The sequence below is a fragment of the Nonomuraea sp. 3-1Str genome (genome assembly GCF_031570565.1).
GTDB lineage: Bacteria > Actinomycetota > Actinomycetes > Streptosporangiales > Streptosporangiaceae > Nonomuraea.
In genome coordinates this window covers 13738-32889 of sequence record NZ_JALHBK010000012.1, presented here as the reverse complement: position 1 = coordinate 32889, position 19152 = coordinate 13738, and the positions used below count along the sequence as shown (strand labels likewise).

Annotated in this window: 16 protein-coding genes; 12 read left to right on the top strand and 4 right to left on the bottom strand. The window is 72.6% G+C overall.

Annotation, left to right across the window (positions count from 1 at the left end; genetic code table 11):
* The first annotated feature begins 137 nt into the window (after positions 1-137).
* Genes MTP10_RS20175 through MTP10_RS20145 form a run of 7 tightly spaced genes read left to right on the top strand, consistent with a single transcriptional unit; the run spans position 138 to position 9707 of the window.
* Positions 138-1472, top strand: coding sequence for an alpha-galactosidase (locus MTP10_RS20175; RefSeq protein ID WP_310711041.1), 1335 nt, complete (start codon positions 138-140; stop codon positions 1470-1472).
* Positions 1469-2353 (top strand): sugar ABC transporter permease, encoded by an 885-nt coding sequence (locus MTP10_RS20170; RefSeq protein ID WP_310711040.1) that lies wholly within the window; start codon positions 1469-1471, stop codon positions 2351-2353. The genes MTP10_RS20175 and MTP10_RS20170 overlap by 4 nt, the downstream gene beginning before the upstream one ends.
* A gap of 15 nt (positions 2354-2368) precedes the next feature.
* Complete coding sequence (locus MTP10_RS20165; protein WP_310711039.1) at positions 2369-3187, top strand: carbohydrate ABC transporter permease; 819 nt, start codon at positions 2369-2371, stop codon at positions 3185-3187.
* Between the two features lie 27 nt (positions 3188-3214).
* A complete protein-coding gene (locus MTP10_RS20160) occupies positions 3215-4528 on the top strand; it encodes a sugar ABC transporter substrate-binding protein (RefSeq protein WP_310711038.1) in 1314 nt (437 codons plus the stop codon).
* Positions 4529-4538: 10 nt separating this feature from the next.
* Complete coding sequence (locus MTP10_RS20155) at positions 4539-6092, top strand: alkaline phosphatase D family protein (protein WP_310711037.1); 1554 nt, start codon at positions 4539-4541, stop codon at positions 6090-6092.
* A gap of 11 nt (positions 6093-6103) precedes the next feature.
* Positions 6104-8056, top strand: coding sequence for an NPCBM/NEW2 domain-containing protein (locus MTP10_RS20150; protein ID WP_310711036.1), 1953 nt, complete (start codon positions 6104-6106; stop codon positions 8054-8056).
* A gap of 22 nt (positions 8057-8078) precedes the next feature.
* On the top strand, positions 8079-9707 hold the full coding sequence (locus MTP10_RS20145; protein WP_310711035.1) for a beta-N-acetylhexosaminidase: 1629 nt from the start codon (positions 8079-8081) through the stop codon (positions 9705-9707).
* Here MTP10_RS20145 and MTP10_RS20140 read toward each other — a convergent pair.
* A complete protein-coding gene (locus MTP10_RS20140; RefSeq protein WP_310711034.1) occupies positions 9704-10198 on the bottom strand; it encodes a DUF2087 domain-containing protein in 495 nt (164 codons plus the stop codon). The genes MTP10_RS20145 and MTP10_RS20140 overlap by 4 nt on opposite strands.
* Before the next feature lie 17 nt (positions 10199-10215).
* Here MTP10_RS20140 and MTP10_RS20135 point away from each other — a divergent pair, with 17 nt between their 5' ends.
* Positions 10216-10794, top strand: a complete 579-nt coding sequence (locus tag MTP10_RS20135) for a hypothetical protein (RefSeq protein WP_310711033.1) — start codon at positions 10216-10218, stop codon at positions 10792-10794.
* 214 nt (positions 10795-11008) lie between these two features.
* On the opposite strand, the gene MTP10_RS20130 is transcribed toward MTP10_RS20135, so the two are convergent.
* Positions 11009-13516, bottom strand: coding sequence for a DUF3516 domain-containing protein (locus tag MTP10_RS20130; protein ID WP_310711240.1), 2508 nt, complete (start codon positions 13514-13516; stop codon positions 11009-11011).
* A gap of 156 nt (positions 13517-13672) precedes the next feature.
* The gene (locus MTP10_RS20125; RefSeq protein WP_310711032.1) at positions 13673-14167 is read right to left on the bottom strand and encodes a GNAT family N-acetyltransferase; all 495 of its coding nucleotides are present in this window, start codon (positions 14165-14167) and stop codon (positions 13673-13675) included.
* Between the two features lie 103 nt (positions 14168-14270).
* On the opposite strand from MTP10_RS20125, the gene MTP10_RS20120 reads away from it, so the two are divergent.
* Complete coding sequence (locus MTP10_RS20120; protein ID WP_310711031.1) at positions 14271-14963, top strand: FCD domain-containing protein; 693 nt, start codon at positions 14271-14273, stop codon at positions 14961-14963.
* Complete coding sequence (locus tag MTP10_RS20115; protein ID WP_310711030.1) at positions 14960-15790, top strand: ATP-binding cassette domain-containing protein; 831 nt, start codon at positions 14960-14962, stop codon at positions 15788-15790. The genes MTP10_RS20120 and MTP10_RS20115 overlap by 4 nt, the downstream gene beginning before the upstream one ends.
* On the opposite strand, the gene MTP10_RS20110 is transcribed toward MTP10_RS20115, so the two are convergent.
* Positions 15723-17015 carry an acyltransferase gene (locus tag MTP10_RS20110; protein WP_310711029.1) on the bottom strand — a complete coding sequence of 431 codons (1293 nt, stop codon included), beginning with the start codon at positions 17013-17015 and terminating at the stop codon, positions 15723-15725. The genes MTP10_RS20115 and MTP10_RS20110 overlap by 68 nt on opposite strands.
* Positions 17016-17232: 217 nt before the next feature.
* Between MTP10_RS20110 and MTP10_RS20105 the strand changes: the two genes are divergently transcribed.
* Positions 17233-18468 (top strand): sensor domain-containing protein, encoded by a 1236-nt coding sequence (locus tag MTP10_RS20105; RefSeq protein ID WP_310711028.1) that lies wholly within the window; start codon positions 17233-17235, stop codon positions 18466-18468.
* Positions 18459-19106 carry a response regulator transcription factor gene (locus MTP10_RS20100; RefSeq protein ID WP_310711027.1) on the top strand — a complete coding sequence of 216 codons (648 nt, stop codon included), beginning with the start codon at positions 18459-18461 and terminating at the stop codon, positions 19104-19106. The genes MTP10_RS20105 and MTP10_RS20100 overlap by 10 nt, the downstream gene beginning before the upstream one ends.
* Positions 19107-19152 lie beyond the last annotated feature (46 nt).

Here is a 19152-nt window from a genome sequence, read left to right as displayed (position 1 = left end):
CATTATGCCAGTGTTCAGCTGCTCGCGGCGTGCCGGTAGTGGCCGCCTATATCGTGCTATTTCGGCCATTGACCCTCCGGAACGCCTGGTGCTACTAATGAAGTGCTCCTTCGTAAGTAGAGAGAGATGAGGGACCGATGTCGTTCGCGGATGTCGGCGAGATCAGGTGTGATCCGGAGCGGGGGCGGGTCTTCGAGCACGGATGGCAGTCGTGGAGCCCCACCGGTTCCTACCGGCTCGGCGAGACCCCGCCGCGCCCGGCGGACCGCAACATCCAGACGCTCTGCTACCGCCCGGAGACCCCCGTCCCGGACGGCGTGTTCCAGGGCGAGGGCCTGCTGGCGGTCGACCCGGGTGACGGGCCGGTCCAGCTCTGGTCCGCGCCCGGCCCGCAGGCGGTGCCCTCCATCCGGGCGCGCCGGGAGGGCGGGCGGCTGGTCGTCTCGGCGGACGGTCCCGTACGGCACATCCAGGCGGACGGCCCCATGGACAAGGCCCTGCGCGACTGGGCCGCCGACCTGGCCGCCGGTTGGGCCGCCGACAGGGCCGCGGGACAGGCGACCGGCGCCTTCCCCGCCGTCCCGCCCATGTGGTGCACCTGGTACGGCTACTGGGACAAGGTCACCGAGGCCGACGTCCTCGACAACCTCCGCCTGGTGGAGCGACACGGGCTGACCGCGGACATGATCCTCGTCGACGACGGCTACGAGGCGGGCATCGGCGACTGGCTGGAGCCCCGGCCCGGGTTCGGCTCGCTGGAGCGGGCCGTCGGCGCCGTCATCGGAACGGGCCGCCGCGCCGGCATCTGGACCGCCCCCTTCCTGGCCGGCCACGGCAGCCGCCTCTTCCAGGAGCACCCCGACTGGATGGTGGGCGGCGCCCACGCCGGTCACATGTGGGACCAGGACCTGGCCGTCCTCGACGTGACGCACCCCGGCGCCGCCGCCTACCTCGTGGACGTCTTCCGCGCGTTCGCCACGCTCGGCATCACCCACTTCAAGCTCGACTACCTGTACGCCGGGGCGCTGCCGGGCGTACGGCACGAGGACCTCGACCCCGTCGCCGCGTACCGGCGCGGGCTGGAACTGATCAGGCAGGGGGCGGGGCCGGCGGCCACGCTGCACGGGTGCGGCGCGCCGATGCTGCCCAGCCTCGGTCTGGTCGACGTCATGCGGGTCAGCCCGGACATCGCCCCCACGCTCTACCCGCGCTCCGGCGACATCAGCCAGCCGTCGCAGCTCGGCGCGCGGCTGACCGGAGCGGCCCGGGAGTTCCTGCACGCGCGGTGGTGGGTGAACGACCCCGACTGCCTCATCGTCCGCCCCGAGGTGGAGGCGCGCGAGGAATGGGCCGCGCACATCGAGGCGAGCGGCGGGCTGCGCGGCTCCAGCGACCCGATCATGGCCCTCGACGCCTGGGGGCTGGAGACCACCCGCCGCCTGCTGACACCGACCCGGACGGACCCGTCGTGACCGGCCGGCGACGGCGTGGCGACTGGTACGCGTACCTGTTCGTCGCGCCCAGCCTGCTGGGCGTCGTCGCCTTCCTCCTCCTGCCGGTCGTCATCGTGCTCGTCCTGAGCCTGTTCCGCTGGGAGCTGCTGTCGGCGCCCGTGTTCGTCGGGCTGGAGAACTACGCGCGGCTGGCCGGCGACGGCGAGGCGTGGCACTCGCTCTGGATCACGGTCCTGTACGTCCTGCTGTGCATCCCGCTCCAGACCGTCCTCGCCCTGGCGTTAGCCCTGCTGCTCGACCGGCGGATCAAGGGCGTCCGGTTCCTGCGGTCGCTGTTCGTGATCCCCTGGATGGCCACCCCGATCGTCATGGGCCTCGTCTGGGACTGGATCTTCGACCCGCGTGACGGGGCGCTCAACCGGGCCCTGCACCTGGTCGGCGTCGCCGGGCCCGACTGGCTGTCCGACCCCCGCTGGGCGCTGCCCGCCGTGGCGCTGGTCAACGTGTGGCAGCACACCGGCTACACCATGCTGTTCTTCCTGGCCGGCCTCCAGGGCATCCCCAAGGAGCTGTACGACGCGGCCTCCACCGACGGCGCCACCCCGGCCCAGCGGTTCTGGAGGATCACGCTGCCCCTGCTGAACCCCACGACGTTCTTCGTCACCGTGACCAACCTGATCGGCGCCTTCCAGGTCTTCGACACGATCTTCGTGATGACCGACGGGGGCCCGAGCCGGAGCACCGACGTGCTCAACTTCAGGATCTTCGGCACCGCGTTCCGGGAGTTCGACTTCGGCTACGCCTCGACGCTGTCGATGCTGCTGTTCGCCGTCATCCTCGTGGTGACGCTGGCGCAGGTCAGGTTCTTCGGCAAGCGCACCACCTACGACCTGAGCTGAGAGCCGGAGAGCACCGTGACGACATCGTTCAGACGCGTGGCGCTGTACGCCGCGCTCGCCGCCGGCGCGTTCGTGTCCGTCTTCCCCTACCTGCTCGTCGTGCTGACCGCACTCAAGACTCGGCGGCAGCTCAGCACCACCGAGCCGTGGCTGCCTGCCCTGCCTCCGTCCACGGCGAACCTGGCCGAGATCCTCGGCGGCGACTTCCCCCGCTACCTGCTCAACACGGTCGCCATGACGGCCCTGCTCACGCTGGGGCAGCTCGTGTTCACGACGTTCGCCGCGTACGCCTTCGCCCGGCTGCGCTTCCGCGGGCGTGACGCGCTGTTCTGGCTGTACGTGGCGACGATGATGGTGCCGGGCGCCGTCACCGTCATCCCGCTGTTCCTCATCATGCGCGAGCTCGGCGCGGTCGACACCTGGTACGGCCTGCTCGCCCCGTTCATCCTCGGCACCCCGTACGGGATCTTCCTGATGCGGCAGTTCTTCAGGAGCCTGCCCTCGGGACTGGAGGAGGCGGCGCGCATCGACGGCGCGGGGCCGCTGACCATCCTGATCAGGATCCTGCTGCCGCTGTGCCGGCCGGCCATCGGCACGCTCGCGATCATCACCGTCGTCTCGTCGTGGAACAGCTTCCTCTGGCCGCTGATCGTCACCAGCGGTGAGGAGACCAAGGTGGTCACGGTGGCCATGGCCGTGCTCAAGAACGGCATCGGCGTCGACCACGGCCTCATCATGGCGGGCGGCCTGATCGCGCTCGCCCCCATGGTCGTGATCTTCGTCTTCTTCCAGAAGTACATCGTCCGGTCGGTGGTCCTCACCGGCCTCAAGTGAGACTCGACTGAGAGAGGTCGGCGTAGCATGACAACCCCCCGAATCCGCCGGGCCGTGTCCCTGTCCGTCGCCGCCGCGCTCACCCTCACCGCCTGCGGCGGGGGCGGCGGAGGCGGCACGGACGGCGGCGGCGAGGTCACCCTGACGTACCGGCTGTGGGACGAGCAGCAGAAGGCCGGCTACGAGAAGGTCATGGCCGCCTTCGAGAAGGCCAACCCGTCGATCGACGTCAAGATCGAGCTGCTGCCGTACGACCAGTACTGGACGAAGCTCACGGCCGACGCCGTGGCGGGCACCGCGCCCGACGTCTTCTGGATGACGCCCACCCAGTTCCCCGAGTACGTCACCAAGGGCGTGCTCAGCCCCGTGCCGGTGGACACCGCGAAGTACCACAAGACCGTGGTGGAGGCGTTCACCTACCAGGGCAAGCAGTACGGCATGCCCAAGGACTGGGGCGTCGTCGGCCTGCTCTACAACAAGGACCTGTTCGAGAAGGCCGGCGTCGAGATGCCGGACACGCTGACCTGGAAGCCCGACGGGTCCGGCACGTTCCTGGAGACCGCCCGCAAGCTCACCGCCGACGAGGCCGGCAAGCACCCCGGAGACCCCGGCTTCGACCCGGACAAGGTGAAGACGTACGGCTTCCTGTCCTGGAACCACTACCAGACGCAGTGGATGAACTGGGTCAACGGCAACGGCGGGAAGCTGCTCGACAAGCCCTTCGGCACGTACACCTTCAACGACGAGGCGAGCGTGCAGGCGCTGCAGTTCGGCGTGGACCTGGTGAACAAGTACCACGTCTCGCCGCCCGCCACCCGGACCAACCCGCCCACCGGCAAGGCCACCGACATGTTCAAGGCCGGCGAGGTGGCCATGTTCCCGGCCAACAACGCCTTGCTGCCGTTCGTGGTGCCCGACTCCGCGTTCGAGGTCGGCGTCGCCCCCATGCCCGAGGGCCCGGCCGGCCGGGCGGTCAACCTCAACGGCCTGGCCGAGGCCGTCTACGCCAGGAGCAAGCACCCGGAGGAGGCGGCGCGGCTGGCCGCCTACCTCGGCACCGAGGAGCCGCAGAAGCTCATGGCCGACGAGGGTTACGTGTTCCCCGCGCTCAACGGCCTCAGCCAGGGTTATGTCGACCACTGGGCCAGGACCGCCAAGCTCGACGTGTCGGCCCTCGTGAAGGAGGCCGAGGGCATGACCTTCCCCCTCCCGGTGACCACCGGCTTCACCGGCTTCGAGACCAAGCTCAACCAGATCTTCAACGAGATGTACCTCGGCCGGCTGACGCCCAAGCAGGCCGCCGACCAGGCGGTCACCGAGGGCAACGCCACCGTCAAGTAGGGAGCCCCCCATGATCACCCGGCGTGCTTTTCTCGCCGGGGGCGCCGGCCTGGGCGCCGCCGCCGCGCTGGGCGTGCCGCCCGCGCGCGCGGCGGCGGCCCGCACCGCCCTCGCCCCCCTGTCCGACCCGTTCCGGCTCGGCGTCGCCTCCGGCGAGCCGGCCCCCGACGGCGTGGTCCTGTGGACCCGCCTCGCCTCCGACCCGCTCGCCCCGGACGGTCTCGGCGGCATGCCGTCCCGGCCCGTCGCCGTCCACTGGCAGCTCGCCCGCGACGAGGGCTTCCGTCACGTCGTACGGCAGGGCGTCGAGACCGCCCGGCCCGAGGAGGCCCACAGCGTCCACGTGGAGCCCGCCGGCCTCCAGCCGGGCGCCGAGTATTTCTACCGCTTCAAGGCCGAGGGCGAGATCTCTCCCGTGGGCCGCACCGTCACCGCCCCGGCCCCGGGCACGCGCAGCCGGGAGCTCAACCTGGCCTTCACCTCCTGCGCCGACTACCAGACCGGCTGGTTCACCGCCTACCGGCGGATGGCCGAGGAGGAGCCCGACCTGATCGCGTTCCTCGGCGACTACATCTACGAGTACGGCGACTACAAGTACCCCGTGCGCGACCAGGCCGGCGGCGAGTGCCTCGACCTGGCCGGCTACCGGTTACGCCACGCCCAGCACAAGGCCGACCCCGAGCTGCAACTGGCCCACGCGGTCGCCCCCTGGGCGGTCGTCTGGGACGACCACGACATCGAGAACGCCTGGGCCGGCGACGTCCCCGAGCAGCCCGACCCGCCGTTCCTCAAGCGCCGCGCCGACGCCTTCCAGGCCTACTACGAGAACATGCCGCTGCGCCGCGCCCAGCGGCCCAAGGGCTCGTCGCTGCGGCTGCACCGCACCCTGCGGTGGGGCGCCGTGGCCAACCTGCACCTGCTGGACACCCGCCAGTACCGCGACCTGTACGCCTGCACCGGCAGGAGCGGCACGGTCGGCCCCGACTGCCAGGAGCGCCTGGCCCCCAACCGCACGATCCTCGGCCAGGAGCAGGAGGCGTGGCTCGAAGGCCGGCTCAAGGACTCCGCGGCCACCTGGGACCTGCTCGGCCAGCAGGTGTTCATGATGGAGATGGACTGGACCAACGGCGAGGGCAAGGGCTACTCCAACGAGGGCTGGGACGGCTACGTCGCCTCACGTGACCGGCTGACCGCCGCCATCGAGGCCACGAGGCGCAACGCCGTCGTCCTCACCGGCGACGTCCACTCCCACTGGGCCGGCGAGGTGAAGCGCAGCTTCCAGGACCCCGAGTCCGAGGCGGTGGCCGTCGAGCTGGTCACCACGTCCGTGACCAGCGCCGGGGACGGCCTGGACGAGTACCCCAACACCGGCGTCCTGCTCGCCGAGAACCCGCACGTGAAGTTCTTCAACGGCCGCCGCGGCTACGTCCGCGCCCGGCTCACCGAGCGCGAGATGACGGTCGACTTCCGGTCGCTGTCCCGCGTCACCGAGCCGTACGCCCCCGCCTACACCTCCGGCTCCTTCGTCATCGAGCCCGGCGCCCCCCGGCTCAACCAGGTTTGACAGGACCCCCGATGCGCAAACTCACGGCCGCCGCCGCGGCGGCCCTCCTCACGCTGCCCCTCCTCCCGGTGTCCGTCGCCGCCGCGGCGCCTTCCGACGGCCCGCCGATGGGGTGGAGCAGCCGCTCGCAGGGCTGCTCGGTCTCCGAGACGTCGGTACGGCAGGCCGCCGCCGGGCTCGCCGCCCTCGCGCCCCTCGGCTACCGGCTCGTCCTCGTCGACGACTGCTGGCTCGCCCCGCAACGCGCGGACGGCGCCCTCGCCCCCGACCCGGCCCGCTTCCCCGGCGGGATCAAGGCGCTCGCCGACCACCTGCACGGCCTCGGGCTCCGGCTCGGGCTCAGCCTGTCGGCGGGCACGAAGGCGTGCTCGGGCGGCGGCCCCGGCTCGTACCGCAACGAGGCCGCCGACGCCGAGCTGATCCGCGGCTGGGGCGTCGACCACGTCAAGTACGACTGGTGCGCCGTGCCCACGGCCGACTTCCCCGGCCAGAACGTCCAGCAGATCGCCCAGACCCTCTACCCCCGCATGCGCGAGGCCCTCGGCGACTCCGTGACGTTCGCCATGAACAACGAGGACGGCAGCACCGTCCCGTGGCTGTGGGCCAAGGACGCGAAGGCGGCCACCTGGCGGACCAACGTCTACAACCGGCCCCTCGCCGACGCCTACGCGTCCATGGCGGACGTCTGGGAGACCAACCAGCTCCGCGTCCAGTACGCCGGCCCGGGGAGCTGGGCCGATCCGGACCTGATCCAGGCCGGCCGGGGCGGCATGACCGACGCCGAGTACCGCACCCAGTTCACCCTCTGGGCGGCCGGCGCCGCCCCGCTCGTCCTCCAGGCCGACCCGGCCACCGCCCCGCGCGCGATCGTCGCCAACCCCAAGGTGATCGCCGTGAACCAGGACAGGCTGGGCGTCCCGGCCCGGCTGGTGCGCAGCGACGGCTGGTACCACGGCCTGGCCAAGCCCCTCGACGGCGGCGACCAGGCGATCGTGCTGTTCAACGAGAGCAACCGGGCGGCGACCGTCTCCCACCGGCTGCCCGCCTCGCGCTATCGCGCCGAGGACCTGTGGACCGGGCAGGTCGCCACCACCACGGGCGAGCTGTCGGCGCACGTGCCGGCGCACGGCGCGGTGATGTACCGCGTCGGCGAGAGCCGGGAGCAGGCCCCGCCGCTGGTGACGGTGGAGACCGACCCGCCGGCCTTCCTCGGCGACGACCGGCCCGGCACGCTCGAACCCGGCAAGGAGCGGGAGATCGTCACCCGGGTCGTCAACACCGGCGGCACCGGCCGGCTCCGCGACCTGCGCGTCACGCTCGCCGTGCCGGAGGCGTGGAAGGCCGAGGCCCGTACCTCCGCGACCCGGTCCCGGCTCGACGCCGGGGAGGCGTTCACCGTCACCTGGGCGGTCACCCCGCCCGCGGGGACGGAGCCGCGCGCCTACGACCTGACCACCACGGCCGCCTTCACGGGCGGGACGGCCACCGGCACCGCCGTCGTGACCGTCGCCCAGGCGCCGGGCCCCGGCCGCACGTACCTCAGCGACCTGCCGTGGACCTCGGCCAAGAACTACTTCGGCCCGGTCGAGCGGGACACCAGCAACGGCGACAAGGCGGCCGGCGACGGCCGGCCCCTCACGATCGAGGGCGTCCGGTACGCCAAGGGACTCGGCGCGCACGCGCCCGCCGACATCGAGTTCCACACCGCCGGCCGCTGCCGGAGCGTGGAGTTCACCGCCGGCATCGACGACGAGGTGGGCACCGGCGGCTCGGCCGGGTTCGAGGTCTGGGCGGACGGCGGCCGCGTCGCGTACTCCGGCGTGCTCACCGGCGCGCAGCCCGGCAAGAAGATCACCGCCTCCGTGCGCGGCGCCCGGTTCGTGCGCCTGGTCGCGACCAACGGCGGCGACAACGCCACCTCCGACCACGCCGACTTCGCCGACGCCGCCATCACCTGCGACTGATCCACGAGGAGAAAGAGAGCACATGATCGTTCCCAAACCCGTCCGGTACGAGCCCCGCCTGGGCCGCTGGCTCCTGGACCGCGACACCGCGCTCGCCGCCGACCCCGCGCTCGGCGAGGTGGCCTCCTGGCTGCGCGCGGAGCTCGGCCCGGTGACCGGAGGCGAGCTCCTGCCGGGCGGACCGGCCGCCGGAGACGGGCCGTCGGGGACGATCAGCCTCGTCCTGGCGGACCTGCCGCCCGAGGCGTACCGGCTGACCGTGGACACCGGCGGCGCGCGGATCGAGGCGGGCGGCCCCGCCGGGGCGTTCTACGGCGCGCAGACGCTCCGGCAGCTCCTGCCGCCCCGCGCCCACCGCAGGGCGGCAGGCTCCGGGGCGCCGCCGCTGGAGGTGCGGGCCGCGTACGTCGAGGACGCACCGCGCTTCGCCTGGCGCGGCTGCGTGCTGGACGTGGCCCGCCACTTCCTGCCCAAGCACGACGTGCTGCGCTTCGTCGACCTGATGGCGCTGCACAAGCTGAACGTCCTGCACCTGCACCTCACCGACGACCAGGGCTGGCGCGTGGAGATCCGGCGCTACCCGCGGCTCACCGAGGTCGGCGCCTGGCGCAGGGAGAGCCAGGTCGGCTGGGACGGCCCCATGGACGGCCGGCCGCACGGCGGCTACTACACCCAGGACGACCTGCGCGAGATCGTCGCCTACGCCGCCGCCCGGCACATCACGGTCGTGCCCGAGATCGACCTGCCCGGCCACACCCAGGCCGCCATCGCCGCCCACCCCGAGCTGGGCAACCTCGCCACCCCGCTGGAGGTGCGCACCACCTGGGGCGTCGGCGTCAACGTGCTCAACGTCGAGGAATCCACCATCGCGTTCTTCCAGCACGTCCTCGACGAGGTGCTGGAGCTGTTCCCCGGGCCGTACGTGAGCGTGGGCGGCGACGAGTGCCGCAAGGACCAGTGGCGGGCCAGCCCCGCCGCCCGCCGCCGCATCGCCGAGCTGGGGCTGCGCGACGAGGACGAGCTGCAGAGCTGGCTCATCCGCCGCTTCGCCGACCACCTGGCCTCGCGGGGGCGGCGGCTGCTCGGCTGGGACGAGATCCTGGAGGGCGGCCTGCCCCCGGGCGCGGTGGTCGCCTCGTGGCGGGGCGACCACGGCGCGGTCGCCGCCGCGCGGCGCGGCCACGACGTGGTCACCTGCCCCAACACCTCCGTCTACCTGGACTACCGGCAGGGTCCCGGGCCGGACGAGCCGGCGCCGTTCGGGACGGTGCTGACGCTGGAGGACGTCCACGCCTTCGAGCCGGTGCCGGCCGCGCTGCGCGGCGATCCCGCCGCGGCGCGGGTGCTCGGCGCGCAGTGCGCGGTCTGGACCGAGCTCATCGACTCGGCCAGGCGCGTGGACTACATGGCCTTCCCCCGGCTGGCCGCCTTCGCCGAGACCGTGTGGAGCCCGGCCGGGCGGGACCTGCCGGACTTCCGCGAACGGCTGGCCGCGCACCTGCCCAGGCTGGACGCGATCGGCGTGGAGTACCGGCGCGAGGGCGGGCCGCTGCCCTGGCAGACCCTGCCCGGGGTGCCCGGCCGGCCGGAGGACGACGCCGCCTGGGAGGCGAAGATCGACGCCTTGACCCGCAACATCCGCGAGCCCTAGACGTCGACCGGGCCGCCGCTGCGCCAGTAGACGTTGCCCTCCCGCGACAGCAGGTCCTCGTCCACCAGGTAGCGGCGCAGCGCCGCGTAGTCGTCGTGGAAGGCGCGCAGCGTCACGTTCACGTCCTTCTCCGCGTAACGCACGCCCGGCTCGAACAGCCGCGCGATGTAGCGCAGCACCACCAGTCGCTTCTCGCGCTTCATCGGCATCGTGCGCAGCCGGCCGTCCACCAGGAACGTCCGCAGCAGGCGCTCCTCCTCGCTGAGCGCGGCGGCCGGCTCGGCGTGCTCCCGCAGCAGCTCGCGGAACCGCTCGGGGGCCGCCCGCCACGTCCCGTCCTCGCCGCGCGCGGCCAGGCCGCCGCCGGCCAGTCGGTCGAGCGCCTTCGGCGGCTGCTCCCCGCCCACGCCGAGCACCAGGGAGGCGAACGCGCGCAGCGTGTCCTCCTGCGACAGCAGGCCCAGAACCCTTCTGATGTCCTCGTCACTCATTCGTACTATTTTGAACCATGCTGATCAGTCTCGTGTTAGCCGCCGCCGTGTCCATCCCGAACGGGTTCCTGCTGTCCGAGAAGGCCGCCGCGGTCAAGGACGACGACCCGGAGACGAGCTGGAGCGTGAGCGCCAGGAAGACCGCCCCGCTGGTGGTGGACCCGTGCGAGCGCCCCAAGCTGGGCCAGGCCGGGCGGGTGGCCGCCAAGACCGTGGTCTACACGGCCGTCCCCGACTACTCCAAGTCCGAGCAGGTCGTCCTCTACGCCTCCGAGGCCGCGGCCCGCAAGGCCATGAAGGACCTGCGCGCCGCCGCCGCGGGCTGCCGCACCGCCGGCTACCGGTACGCCGTCGCGCCGCTGACCCTCGGCGACGAGGCCATGACCGTCTCCGGCCAGAGCTACCAGGGCGGCAAGCCCGCCATCGGCGGCGAGCGCGCCGTGGTGGCCCGCCGCGCCAACGCCCTCCTGCTCTACACGCGGGCGGGGGAGTGGGGCAGGCCCGCCAAGGCGGACTACCGGGAGCAGGCCAAGGACGCCCAGCGGATGCTCCTCAAGATCTGCCGCATCGCGAGGTGCGAAATGTCCCGATCTTGAGACATTGCCATGACCCCATCAAGAACCTTTCCCCGCGAGGATTGAGGAACAGGCGTGTGCCGGAACGCCGTTGCCAGTCCGTTCCGGCACACGGCTATCTCTCCCGCCGCGCGTCCCCGTGATCCCTGCGATCACCAGGTGTGGCCGGTGCGGGGGACGTCGAGCCCGGCGTCGGCCCGGGGGCCGCCGGGCTCCAAGCGCTCCCAGCACGGGATCAGAGCCGGTTGAGGCCGATGACGTGCAGCACCGCCCGACCCTCCTCGTCGGAGGCCGCCAGGTCGACCTGCGCGTCGATGCCCCAGTCGCCGTCGCCCGCCGGGTCCTTGACCGTCTGGCGGACCTTCCACAGCCCGCTCTCCTCCTCGATGCGCAGCAGCGCCGGCCCGCGCGCGTCGGCGTCGGTGAAAATCTCCTCGTGCTCGTCGTAGTAGGCGTCCAGCGCCGCGCCCCAGTCGACGTCCGGAGCCAGCTCCTCCAGCTCCGCGTCCTTCTCCAGCGCGCACAGCTCCACCAGCCGGAACATCGCGTTGCGCACCAGCACCCGGAACGCCCGCGTGTTGGCCGTGACCGGCCGCACCCTGGTCTCCAGCTGCTGGTGCGCCTCGAGCGCCTCGGCGGGGTTGGCCAGCTTCTCCCACTCGTCGATCAGTGACGAGTCGACCTGCCTGACCAGCTCGCCCAGCCATTCGATGAGGTCCACCAGGTCCTCGGTCTTCAGGTGCTCGGGAACGGTGCGCGACAGCGTCCGGTAGGCGTCGGCCAGGTAGCGCAGCACCGTGCCCTCCGAGCGGGCCAGCTCGTAGAACTGGATGTACTCGCCGAACGTCATCGCCCGCTCGTACATGTCGCGCACCACCGACTTGGGGCTGACCGTGTAGTCGCCCACCCACGGGTGGCCCCGCCGGTACGTCTCGTACGCCCCGAGCAGCAGGTCCTCCAGCGGCATCGGGTACATGACCTCGGCGAGCGCCTCCATGCGCTCCTCGTACTCCATGCCGTCGGCCTTCATCTGCGCGACCGCCTCGCCCCTGGCCTTCTTGAGCTGGGCGGACAGGATCTGGCGCGGGTCGTCCAGGATGGACTCGACGATGGAGACCATGTCGAGGGCGTAGCCGGGCGCCTCCTGGTCGAGCAGGTCGAAGGCGGCCAGCGCGAAGGTGGACAGCGCCTGGTTGAGCGCGAAGTCCTCCTGCAGGTCGATCGTCAGCCGGGCCCGCCGGCCCTGCTCGTCGGGCTCACCGAGCTGCTCGACGATGCCGCCCGCGAGCAGCGACCGGTAGATGGCGATGGCCTGGCTGATGTGCCGCCGCTGCCACTTGCGGTCCTCGTGGTTGTCGGTCAGCAGGTGCTTCATCGCCTGGAAGCAGTCGCCGGGCCGGTTGATGACGGCCAGCAGCATCGCGTTGCTCACCTTGAAGCGCGAGGCCAGCGGCTCCGGCTCGGCCGTCTGCAGCTTCTCGAACGTCTCCTCGCTCCAGCCGACGAACCCCTCCGGCGGCTTCTTGCGGGCGTAGCCGCGCCGCCGCTTCGGGTCGTCGCCGATCTTGGCCAGGGCCTTGGCGTTCTCGACGTCGTGCTCGGGCGCCTGGCAGGCCACGTAGCCGATCGTGTCGAACCCGGCCCGGCCGGCCCGGCCGGCGATCTGGTGGAACTCGCGGGCCCGCAGGCGGCGCACCTTGTTGCCGTCGTACTTGGACAGCGCCGTGAACAGCACGGTGCGGATCGGCACGTTGACGCCCACGCCGAGCGTGTCGGTGCCGCAGATGACCTTCAGCAGGCCCGCCTGGGCCAGCCGCTCGACCAGGCGGCGGTACTTGGGCAGCATCCCGGCGTGGTGCACGCCGATGCCGTGGCGCACGAGCCGCGACAGCGCCCGGCCGAAGCGGGTGGTGAACCGGAAACCGCCGATCATCGCGGCGATGGCCTCTTTCTCGGCCTTCGTCGCCATGTTGATCGACATCAGCGCCTGCGCCCGCTCCATCGCGGCGGCCTGCGTGAAGTGCACGACGTACACGGGGGCCTGCCCGGTCGAGAGCATCTCCTCCAGCGTCTCGTGCAGCGGCGTCATCCGGTACGAGTAGACCAGCGGGACCGGCCGCTCGGCGTGCTTGACCACGGAGGTCGGCCGGCCGGTGCGCCGGGTCAGGTCGCGCTCGAACATCGAGACGTCGCCCAGCGTGGCCGACATCAGCACGAACTGCACGTGCGGCAGCTCCAGCAGCGGCACCTGCCAGGCCCAGCCGCGGTCGGGCTCGGCGTAGAAGTGGAACTCGTCCATGACGACCTGGCCGATGTCGGCCGCCGCCCCGTCGCGCAGCGCGACGTTGGCGAGGATCTCGGCGGTGCAGCAGATGATGGGGGCGCCGGGGTTGACGCTGGCGTCGCCGGTCATCATGCCGACGTTCTCGGTGCCGAAGACGGCGCACAGGTCGAAGAACTTCTCCGACACCAGCGCCTTGATCGGCGCGGTGTAGAACGTGCGGATGTCGCGCGTCAGCGCCGCGAAGTGCGCGCCGGCCGCGACCAGGCTCTTGCCGGAGCCCGTGGGGGTCGCCAGGATCAGGTTGCTGCCGGAGACGACCTCGATGAGCGCCTCCTCCTGGGCGGGATAGAGCGTGAGCCCCCGTTCGGAGTTCCAGGAGACGAAGGCGTCGAAGATCGCGTCGGGGTCGGCGTCGATCTCTTCGGGAAGGCGGTCGATGAGAAGGCTCACGGTCCCTATCCTGCCGAAGAAACCCCGGTGCTCCGAACCGCCTGCCCGATGCGCGCCGTCCGTTGTGGCGTGCGGGGGGAGTGAGGCGGAAACCCTGGTGCTCCGAACCGCCTGCCCGACCGTTGTGGCGTGCGCGGGGAACGTGGTGCTTCGAACCGGTTCACTTCACAGGGTCAACTGGAGGAGGATCGTGTCGATCCAGCGGTCGTGCTTGAAGCCGACGCCCCTCAGCCGCCCCGCCTGCTCGAAGCCGAAGGCCGTGTGCAGCCGCAGCGAGGCCGGGTCGCCGCTGTCGGCGATCACCGCCACCATCTGCCGCGCCCGCGCGCGGGCGGCCCGCTCGATCAGCTCGCCGAGCAGCAGCCGCCCCAGGCCGCGTCCCGTCGCCCCGGGCGCCAGGTAGATGGTGTCCTCGACCGTGTGCCGGTAGGCGGGCTTGGGACGGAACGGGCCGGCGTAGGCGAACCCCGTCACCTCGCCGTCCTCCTCCGTCACCAGGAACGGCAGCCCGGCCCCCGCGATGGCGGCCGCCTTGCCCCGCCAGTCCTCGACGCCGGGGGGCGTCTCGTCGAAGGTGGCCACGGTCCGGTCGACGTAGTGGGCGTAGATGCCGGCGACGGCCGGCAGGTCGGCCTCGGACAGCGGTCGTAGTGTCGTCATGTCACGCCATTGTGGCGACCCGCGTATGACAGGCGTGTTTCCGCCGGCTCACAGCCCCAGCCGACGAGTCCTCAGACGTCTGAGGACTGCTAGGGTGGCGGGCATGGTCGAGTCGGGGTTGACGCGCGGGCCCGTGGTGCCGCAGCTCGAAAGGCTCCTACGGGAGCGGGTCCGGGACGGGTTCTGGAAGCCGGGCGAGCGGCTGCCGAGCGAGGAGCGGCTCGCGGCCGAGCTGGGCGTGGGCCGGTCGTCGGTGCGGGAGGCGGTCCGGGTGCTGGCCCGCGAGGGGCTGCTGGACGTCCGCCACGGGTCGGGGACCTTCGCCGCCCGTGCGGCGGGGGAGGCGGCCGACGTACGGGCGCTGCTGCGGCGGGCGAGGGCGCTGGAGGCGTGCGAGGTCCGCCGGGCCCTGGAGGTCGAGGGCGCCAGGCTGGCGGCGCGACGCGCGCGGCCGGAGGACATCGAAGGGCTCCGGGCGGCGCTGCGGGGGCGTCAGGAGCAGATCGGCGGCGACGCGGCGGCCTTCGTGGACGCCGACCTCGACTTCCACCAAGCGGTGATGGAACTGTCCGGCAACCCGGCGCTGGTGGCGCTGTTCGCCTCGGCCAGGCCGGTGCTGCGCGAGGTCATGGCCGAGATGGTGACGCACGAGACCGCGATGCCAGACGTCTCTTGCCACCACGCCGGGCTGCTGGAGGCGCTGGCCCGCGGAGACACCGGCGCGGCGGTCGCCGCCACGGTGGACAACTTGGAGGGCCTCATGGAGTTCCTGCGCGCACGGCCGGCCGAAGGATGATCGTCTCCACCCCGTCCGCCGCCGGCCCCGTGCTGCGCGTGGCCGGCGTGGACGTCGTCCGCGACGGCGCTCACCTGCTGCGCTCGATCGACCTGACGGTCCGCCGGGGCGAGCACTGGGCGCTGCTGGGCGCCAACGGCGCGGGCAAGACCACGCTGCTCAAGCTCCTGGGCGCGGTCACCCATCCCACGCGCGGTGCCGTCGAGGTCCTCGGCCGCCGACTCGGCCGGGTCGACGTGCGGGAGCTGCGCTCCTTCATCGGCCACGTCGATCCGCGTCATGCGCCCGACGGGCCGCTGCGGCTGGGCGAGGTGGTTCTGACCGGCCTGACCAACACGGCGGCGCTCGTGCCCCGCTGGTCGCCGGCCGCCGGGGAGGTCGAGCGCGCCGACCGGCTCACCGGCATGCTCGGGCTCGCCGCCCGGTGCGACGCCCGGTGGGACACCCTGTCCCAGGGCGAGCGCGGCCGGGCGCTGATCGCCCGGGCGCTCATGCCCCGGCCCAGGCTGCTCCTGCTCGACGAGCCCGCCACCGGCCTGGACCTGGCGGCGCGCGAGCGGCTGCTCGCCAGCGTGGACGCGCTCCGGCGCGAGCACCCGTCGCTGGCGACGGTCCTCGTCACCCACCACCTGGAGGAACTGCCGGCCAGCACCACCCACGCCATGCTGCTGCGCGGCGGGCGGTGTCTCGTTGCCGGGCCCGTCGAAGACGTGCTGACCACTGGCCACGTCAGCGCCTGCTTCGACCATCCGGTGCGCATCACGTGCGAGGACGGGCGGTGGAGCGCGCGAGCGGGCGCCGCGTCGTCAGCAGCAGCCCGCCGATGACCGCCGCCACCGCCGGCACCGGCGCGGCCCCCGGCGCGAACCCCGCCACCGTGAGCGTCAGCAGACCGGCGCCGACCAGCGCCGCCGCGACCAGCACCCCCGGCCACCCGCCCGGCCGGTACGGCAGCGCGGGCGGCTCCTCGAACCGGGCGAACACCTTCAGCAGCGGCCACATCACCAGGCACAGCGCGCCGAACCACAGCGGCCACCCGGCGAACCATCCCGCGCTGCCCGGCGCCGGCGTGTCCAGCCCCAGCGCCACCACGGCGACGCCGGTGACCGCGAACAGCGCCGGCATGTGCCACAGGTACACCGTCATGACCCGCGGCCCCGCCCACCTGAGCAGCCCGCCCAGCGGCAGCCGCAGGATCCGCTCGCGCAGCAGCAGGGCCAGCCCCACCTGCCCGAACGCCACGGCCAGCATCGCCAGCGTCGGGGGCGCCATGTTCGACATCTCGGCGCCGGGCAGGCCGATCATGCTGCCCGGGTACGGTCCGGCCCACACCAGCAGCGCCGCGGCCCCGAACCCGCCCGCCGCCATGACGCCCGGCCGGGTGATCCGCCCCTCCGCGTACAGGAGGCCGAGCTGGTGGACCGCCAGCCAGACGCACACGATGTTGAGATAGCCCAGCGCGTCCACGCCCGTGGAGAAGCGGGCCACGTCCGTCAGCACCGCACCGGCGGCCAGCGCCACGGGGACCCGCCCGCCGTACCGGTCGTGCAGGCGAGCCATCAGCGGCGTGGCCGTCACCGCGATCAGATACACGGCGAGGAACCACAGGAGCTGGCCGGTCAGCCGCGTGCCCGTCTCCAGCGGCTGGGCCGGGACGCCGAGCGCCGCCAGCGCGTGGGGGAGCGGGATCCACACGGCGGCCAGCGGCAGCAGCGGCCAGGCGAGCCGCCGCAGCCGCGTGGCCAGCCAGCGCGGCCCGTCGTGCCGGGCACGGCGGAAGCTGATCGCGTTGGCGGCTCCGCCGGCGAAGAACACCAGCGGCATCACCTGGCTGAGCCACGTGACCACCCACACCCCGGGCGTCTCCAGCGCGTTGCCGGTCGTCAGAGTGGTCCCGTCGAAGGCGAGCACCGGGATCGTCCAGTGCTGGAACACCACCAGCGCGATGCCCGCGACGCGCAGCACGTCGATGAACGGGTCCCTGGCGACGCGCGGCGGGCCGGCCGCGACACCGCCTCCGGGCGTCGCCGGGCGGTCGAGGAGCACGGTCACGGGGGGCCTCGATTCATGCGGGGGTCGTCGGGGTTCATCGGGGAAGGAGATGAACCCAGGCTCCCGGCGGGGCCGCGCCGGCACATTGCCGTGGGCCACCGAGTCCGGGTCGAGACCACACCACCCGCCGGGGTAGGGCCTGCCCTACCGCGGCATGCCTGCGCACCGGGTCGAAACCGCGACGACTCCGGCATAGCGTTGCGCCATGCTCTCCCTCATGAGGCGTGTCCTGCTCGACACGCGCTACACGCTCGTGGGCTTCCCCACGACCGTCATCGGCTTCGCGATCCTGGTCGCCGGGTTCGCCGCCGGAGTCGGCACCGCGGTCGTGTGGGTCGGCGTGCCGCTCCTGGCCGGCACCCTCATGATCGCGAGGGGCTTCGCCGACGCCGAGCGCGGCTGGCTGTCCGACGTCCTTGGCCAACCGCCCGTACGCCCCCGCTACCGCCCCGCCCCCGAGGGCGCCGGCCGGTTCCGCCGGCTGATCAACCCCCTGACCAGCGGCCAGTCCTGGCTCGACCTGCTCCACGGCATCCTGAACCTGCCGATGGCGATCATCGCTTTCGTGCTGACCGTGGTGTTCTGGGCGGTGCCGCTCGCCGGCCTGCTCTACCCCGTCTACGGCATCGTGACCTCCCGCATCCCGGGCAACGTGGAGCTGCCCGAGCTGCTCGGCCTCGGCGACGGCTACGGCGTCAACTCGATCTTCTACGTCTCCCTCGGCCTGCTGGGCCTGGTGCTCATGCCGGTCACGGTGCGCGCCGCCGCGCTGGTGCGCTCCGCGCTCGGCCGGGGGCTGCTCACGGGCGTCGCCCAGCTCCAGGAGCGCATCGAGGACCTCGCCGAGGGGCGCGCCGCCGCCGTCTCCGCCGAGGCGAACGCCCTGCGCAAGCTGGAGCGCGACATCCACGACGGCCCCCAGCAGCGCCTCGTCTCGCTCGCCATGGAGCTGTCCCGGGCGCAGCGGCAGCTGGCCAAGGACCCGGAGGGGGCGCAGGCCACGATCACCTCCGCGATCTCCGCCACCCGCGAGACGCTCGACGAGCTGCGCGCCCTGTCGCGCGGCATCGCGCCGCCCATCCTGTCGGACCGCGGGCTCGCGCCCGCGCTCGCCGCCCTGGCCGGCCGCTGCACGGTGCCCGTCGAGCTGGACGTGCAGATCGTCGGGCGCTTCCAGGCGGCCGTGGAGAACGCGATCTACTTCGTGGTCGCCGAGTCCCTGACGAACATCGCCAAGCACAGCCGCGCGACCCTCTGCACCATCCAGCTCAGCCGGACCGGGAACTTCCTCATGCTGACGATCGGGGATGATGGTGTCGGCGGCGCACACGTCGCCAAGGGACACGGTCTCGCCGGGCTCGCCGACCGGCTCCGCGCGGTCGACGGGGAGCTGACGGTCGACTCGCCCGACGGCGGGCCGACAGTGATCGTGGCGGAGGTGCCGTGCGCGTAGTCGTGGCCGATGACGCGGTTCTGATCAGGGAGGGCCTGGTCAGGCTGCTGGAGGAGTTCGGCTGCGAGGTGGTGGCGGCCGTCGGCGACGGCGACGCCCTCGTCTCGGCCGTGGAGGAGCACCGGCCGGACGTGTCGGTCGTGGACGTGCGGATGCCGCCGTCGTTCACCGACGAGGGCCTGCGCGCCGCCGTCGAGGCCCGCAGGCGGGTGCCGGGGGCGCCGGTGCTCATCCTGTCGCAGTACGTGGAGGTCTCGTACGCCGACGACCTGCTGGCCGACGCCCGGGGCGCGGTGGGCTACCTGCTGAAGGACCGGGTCGTGGACGTGGACGAGTTCCTGGAGGGCCTGCGGCGCGTGGCCGGGGGCGGGACCGTGTTCGATCCGCAGGTGGTGTCGCAGCTGATGGTACGAAGGCGCAAGAACGACCCGCTGGCGCAGCTCACGCCGCGCGAGCGCGAGGTGCTGGGGCTCATGGCCGAGGGCAGGTCCAACCCGGCCATCGGCAGGCAGCTCGTGATCAGCGACGGGGCTGTGGAGAAGCACATCCGGAGCATCTTCAGCAAGCTCGGTCTCTACGCCGACGACAGCGACCAGCATCGCCGCGTCCTCGCCGTCCTGACCTACCTGCGCTCCTGACCCACCTGCGCTCCTGACCCCGCCGGGGGCCGGCTCCCGCGCTCGG

Coding starts and splice junctions, on each gene's coding strand:
- MTP10_RS20120 (WP_310711031.1), top strand. CDS start 14,271: ATGGTCGAGTCGGGGTTGACGCGCGGGCCCGTGGTGCCGCAGCTCGAA.
- MTP10_RS20135 (WP_310711033.1), top strand. CDS start 10,216: ATGCTGATCAGTCTCGTGTTAGCCGCCGCCGTGTCCATCCCGAACGGG.
- MTP10_RS20105 (WP_310711028.1), top strand. CDS start 17,233: ATGAGGCGTGTCCTGCTCGACACGCGCTACACGCTCGTGGGCTTCCCC.
- MTP10_RS20115 (WP_310711030.1), top strand. CDS start 14,960: ATGATCGTCTCCACCCCGTCCGCCGCCGGCCCCGTGCTGCGCGTGGCC.
- MTP10_RS20175 (WP_310711041.1), top strand. CDS start 138: ATGTCGTTCGCGGATGTCGGCGAGATCAGGTGTGATCCGGAGCGGGGG.
- MTP10_RS20155 (WP_310711037.1), top strand. CDS start 4,539: ATGATCACCCGGCGTGCTTTTCTCGCCGGGGGCGCCGGCCTGGGCGCC.
- MTP10_RS20160 (WP_310711038.1), top strand. CDS start 3,215: ATGACAACCCCCCGAATCCGCCGGGCCGTGTCCCTGTCCGTCGCCGCC.
- MTP10_RS20140 (WP_310711034.1), bottom strand. CDS start 10,198: ATGAGTGACGAGGACATCAGAAGGGTTCTGGGCCTGCTGTCGCAGGAG.
- MTP10_RS20145 (WP_310711035.1), top strand. CDS start 8,079: ATGATCGTTCCCAAACCCGTCCGGTACGAGCCCCGCCTGGGCCGCTGG.
- MTP10_RS20125 (WP_310711032.1), bottom strand. CDS start 14,167: ATGACGACACTACGACCGCTGTCCGAGGCCGACCTGCCGGCCGTCGCC.
- MTP10_RS20150 (WP_310711036.1), top strand. CDS start 6,104: ATGCGCAAACTCACGGCCGCCGCCGCGGCGGCCCTCCTCACGCTGCCC.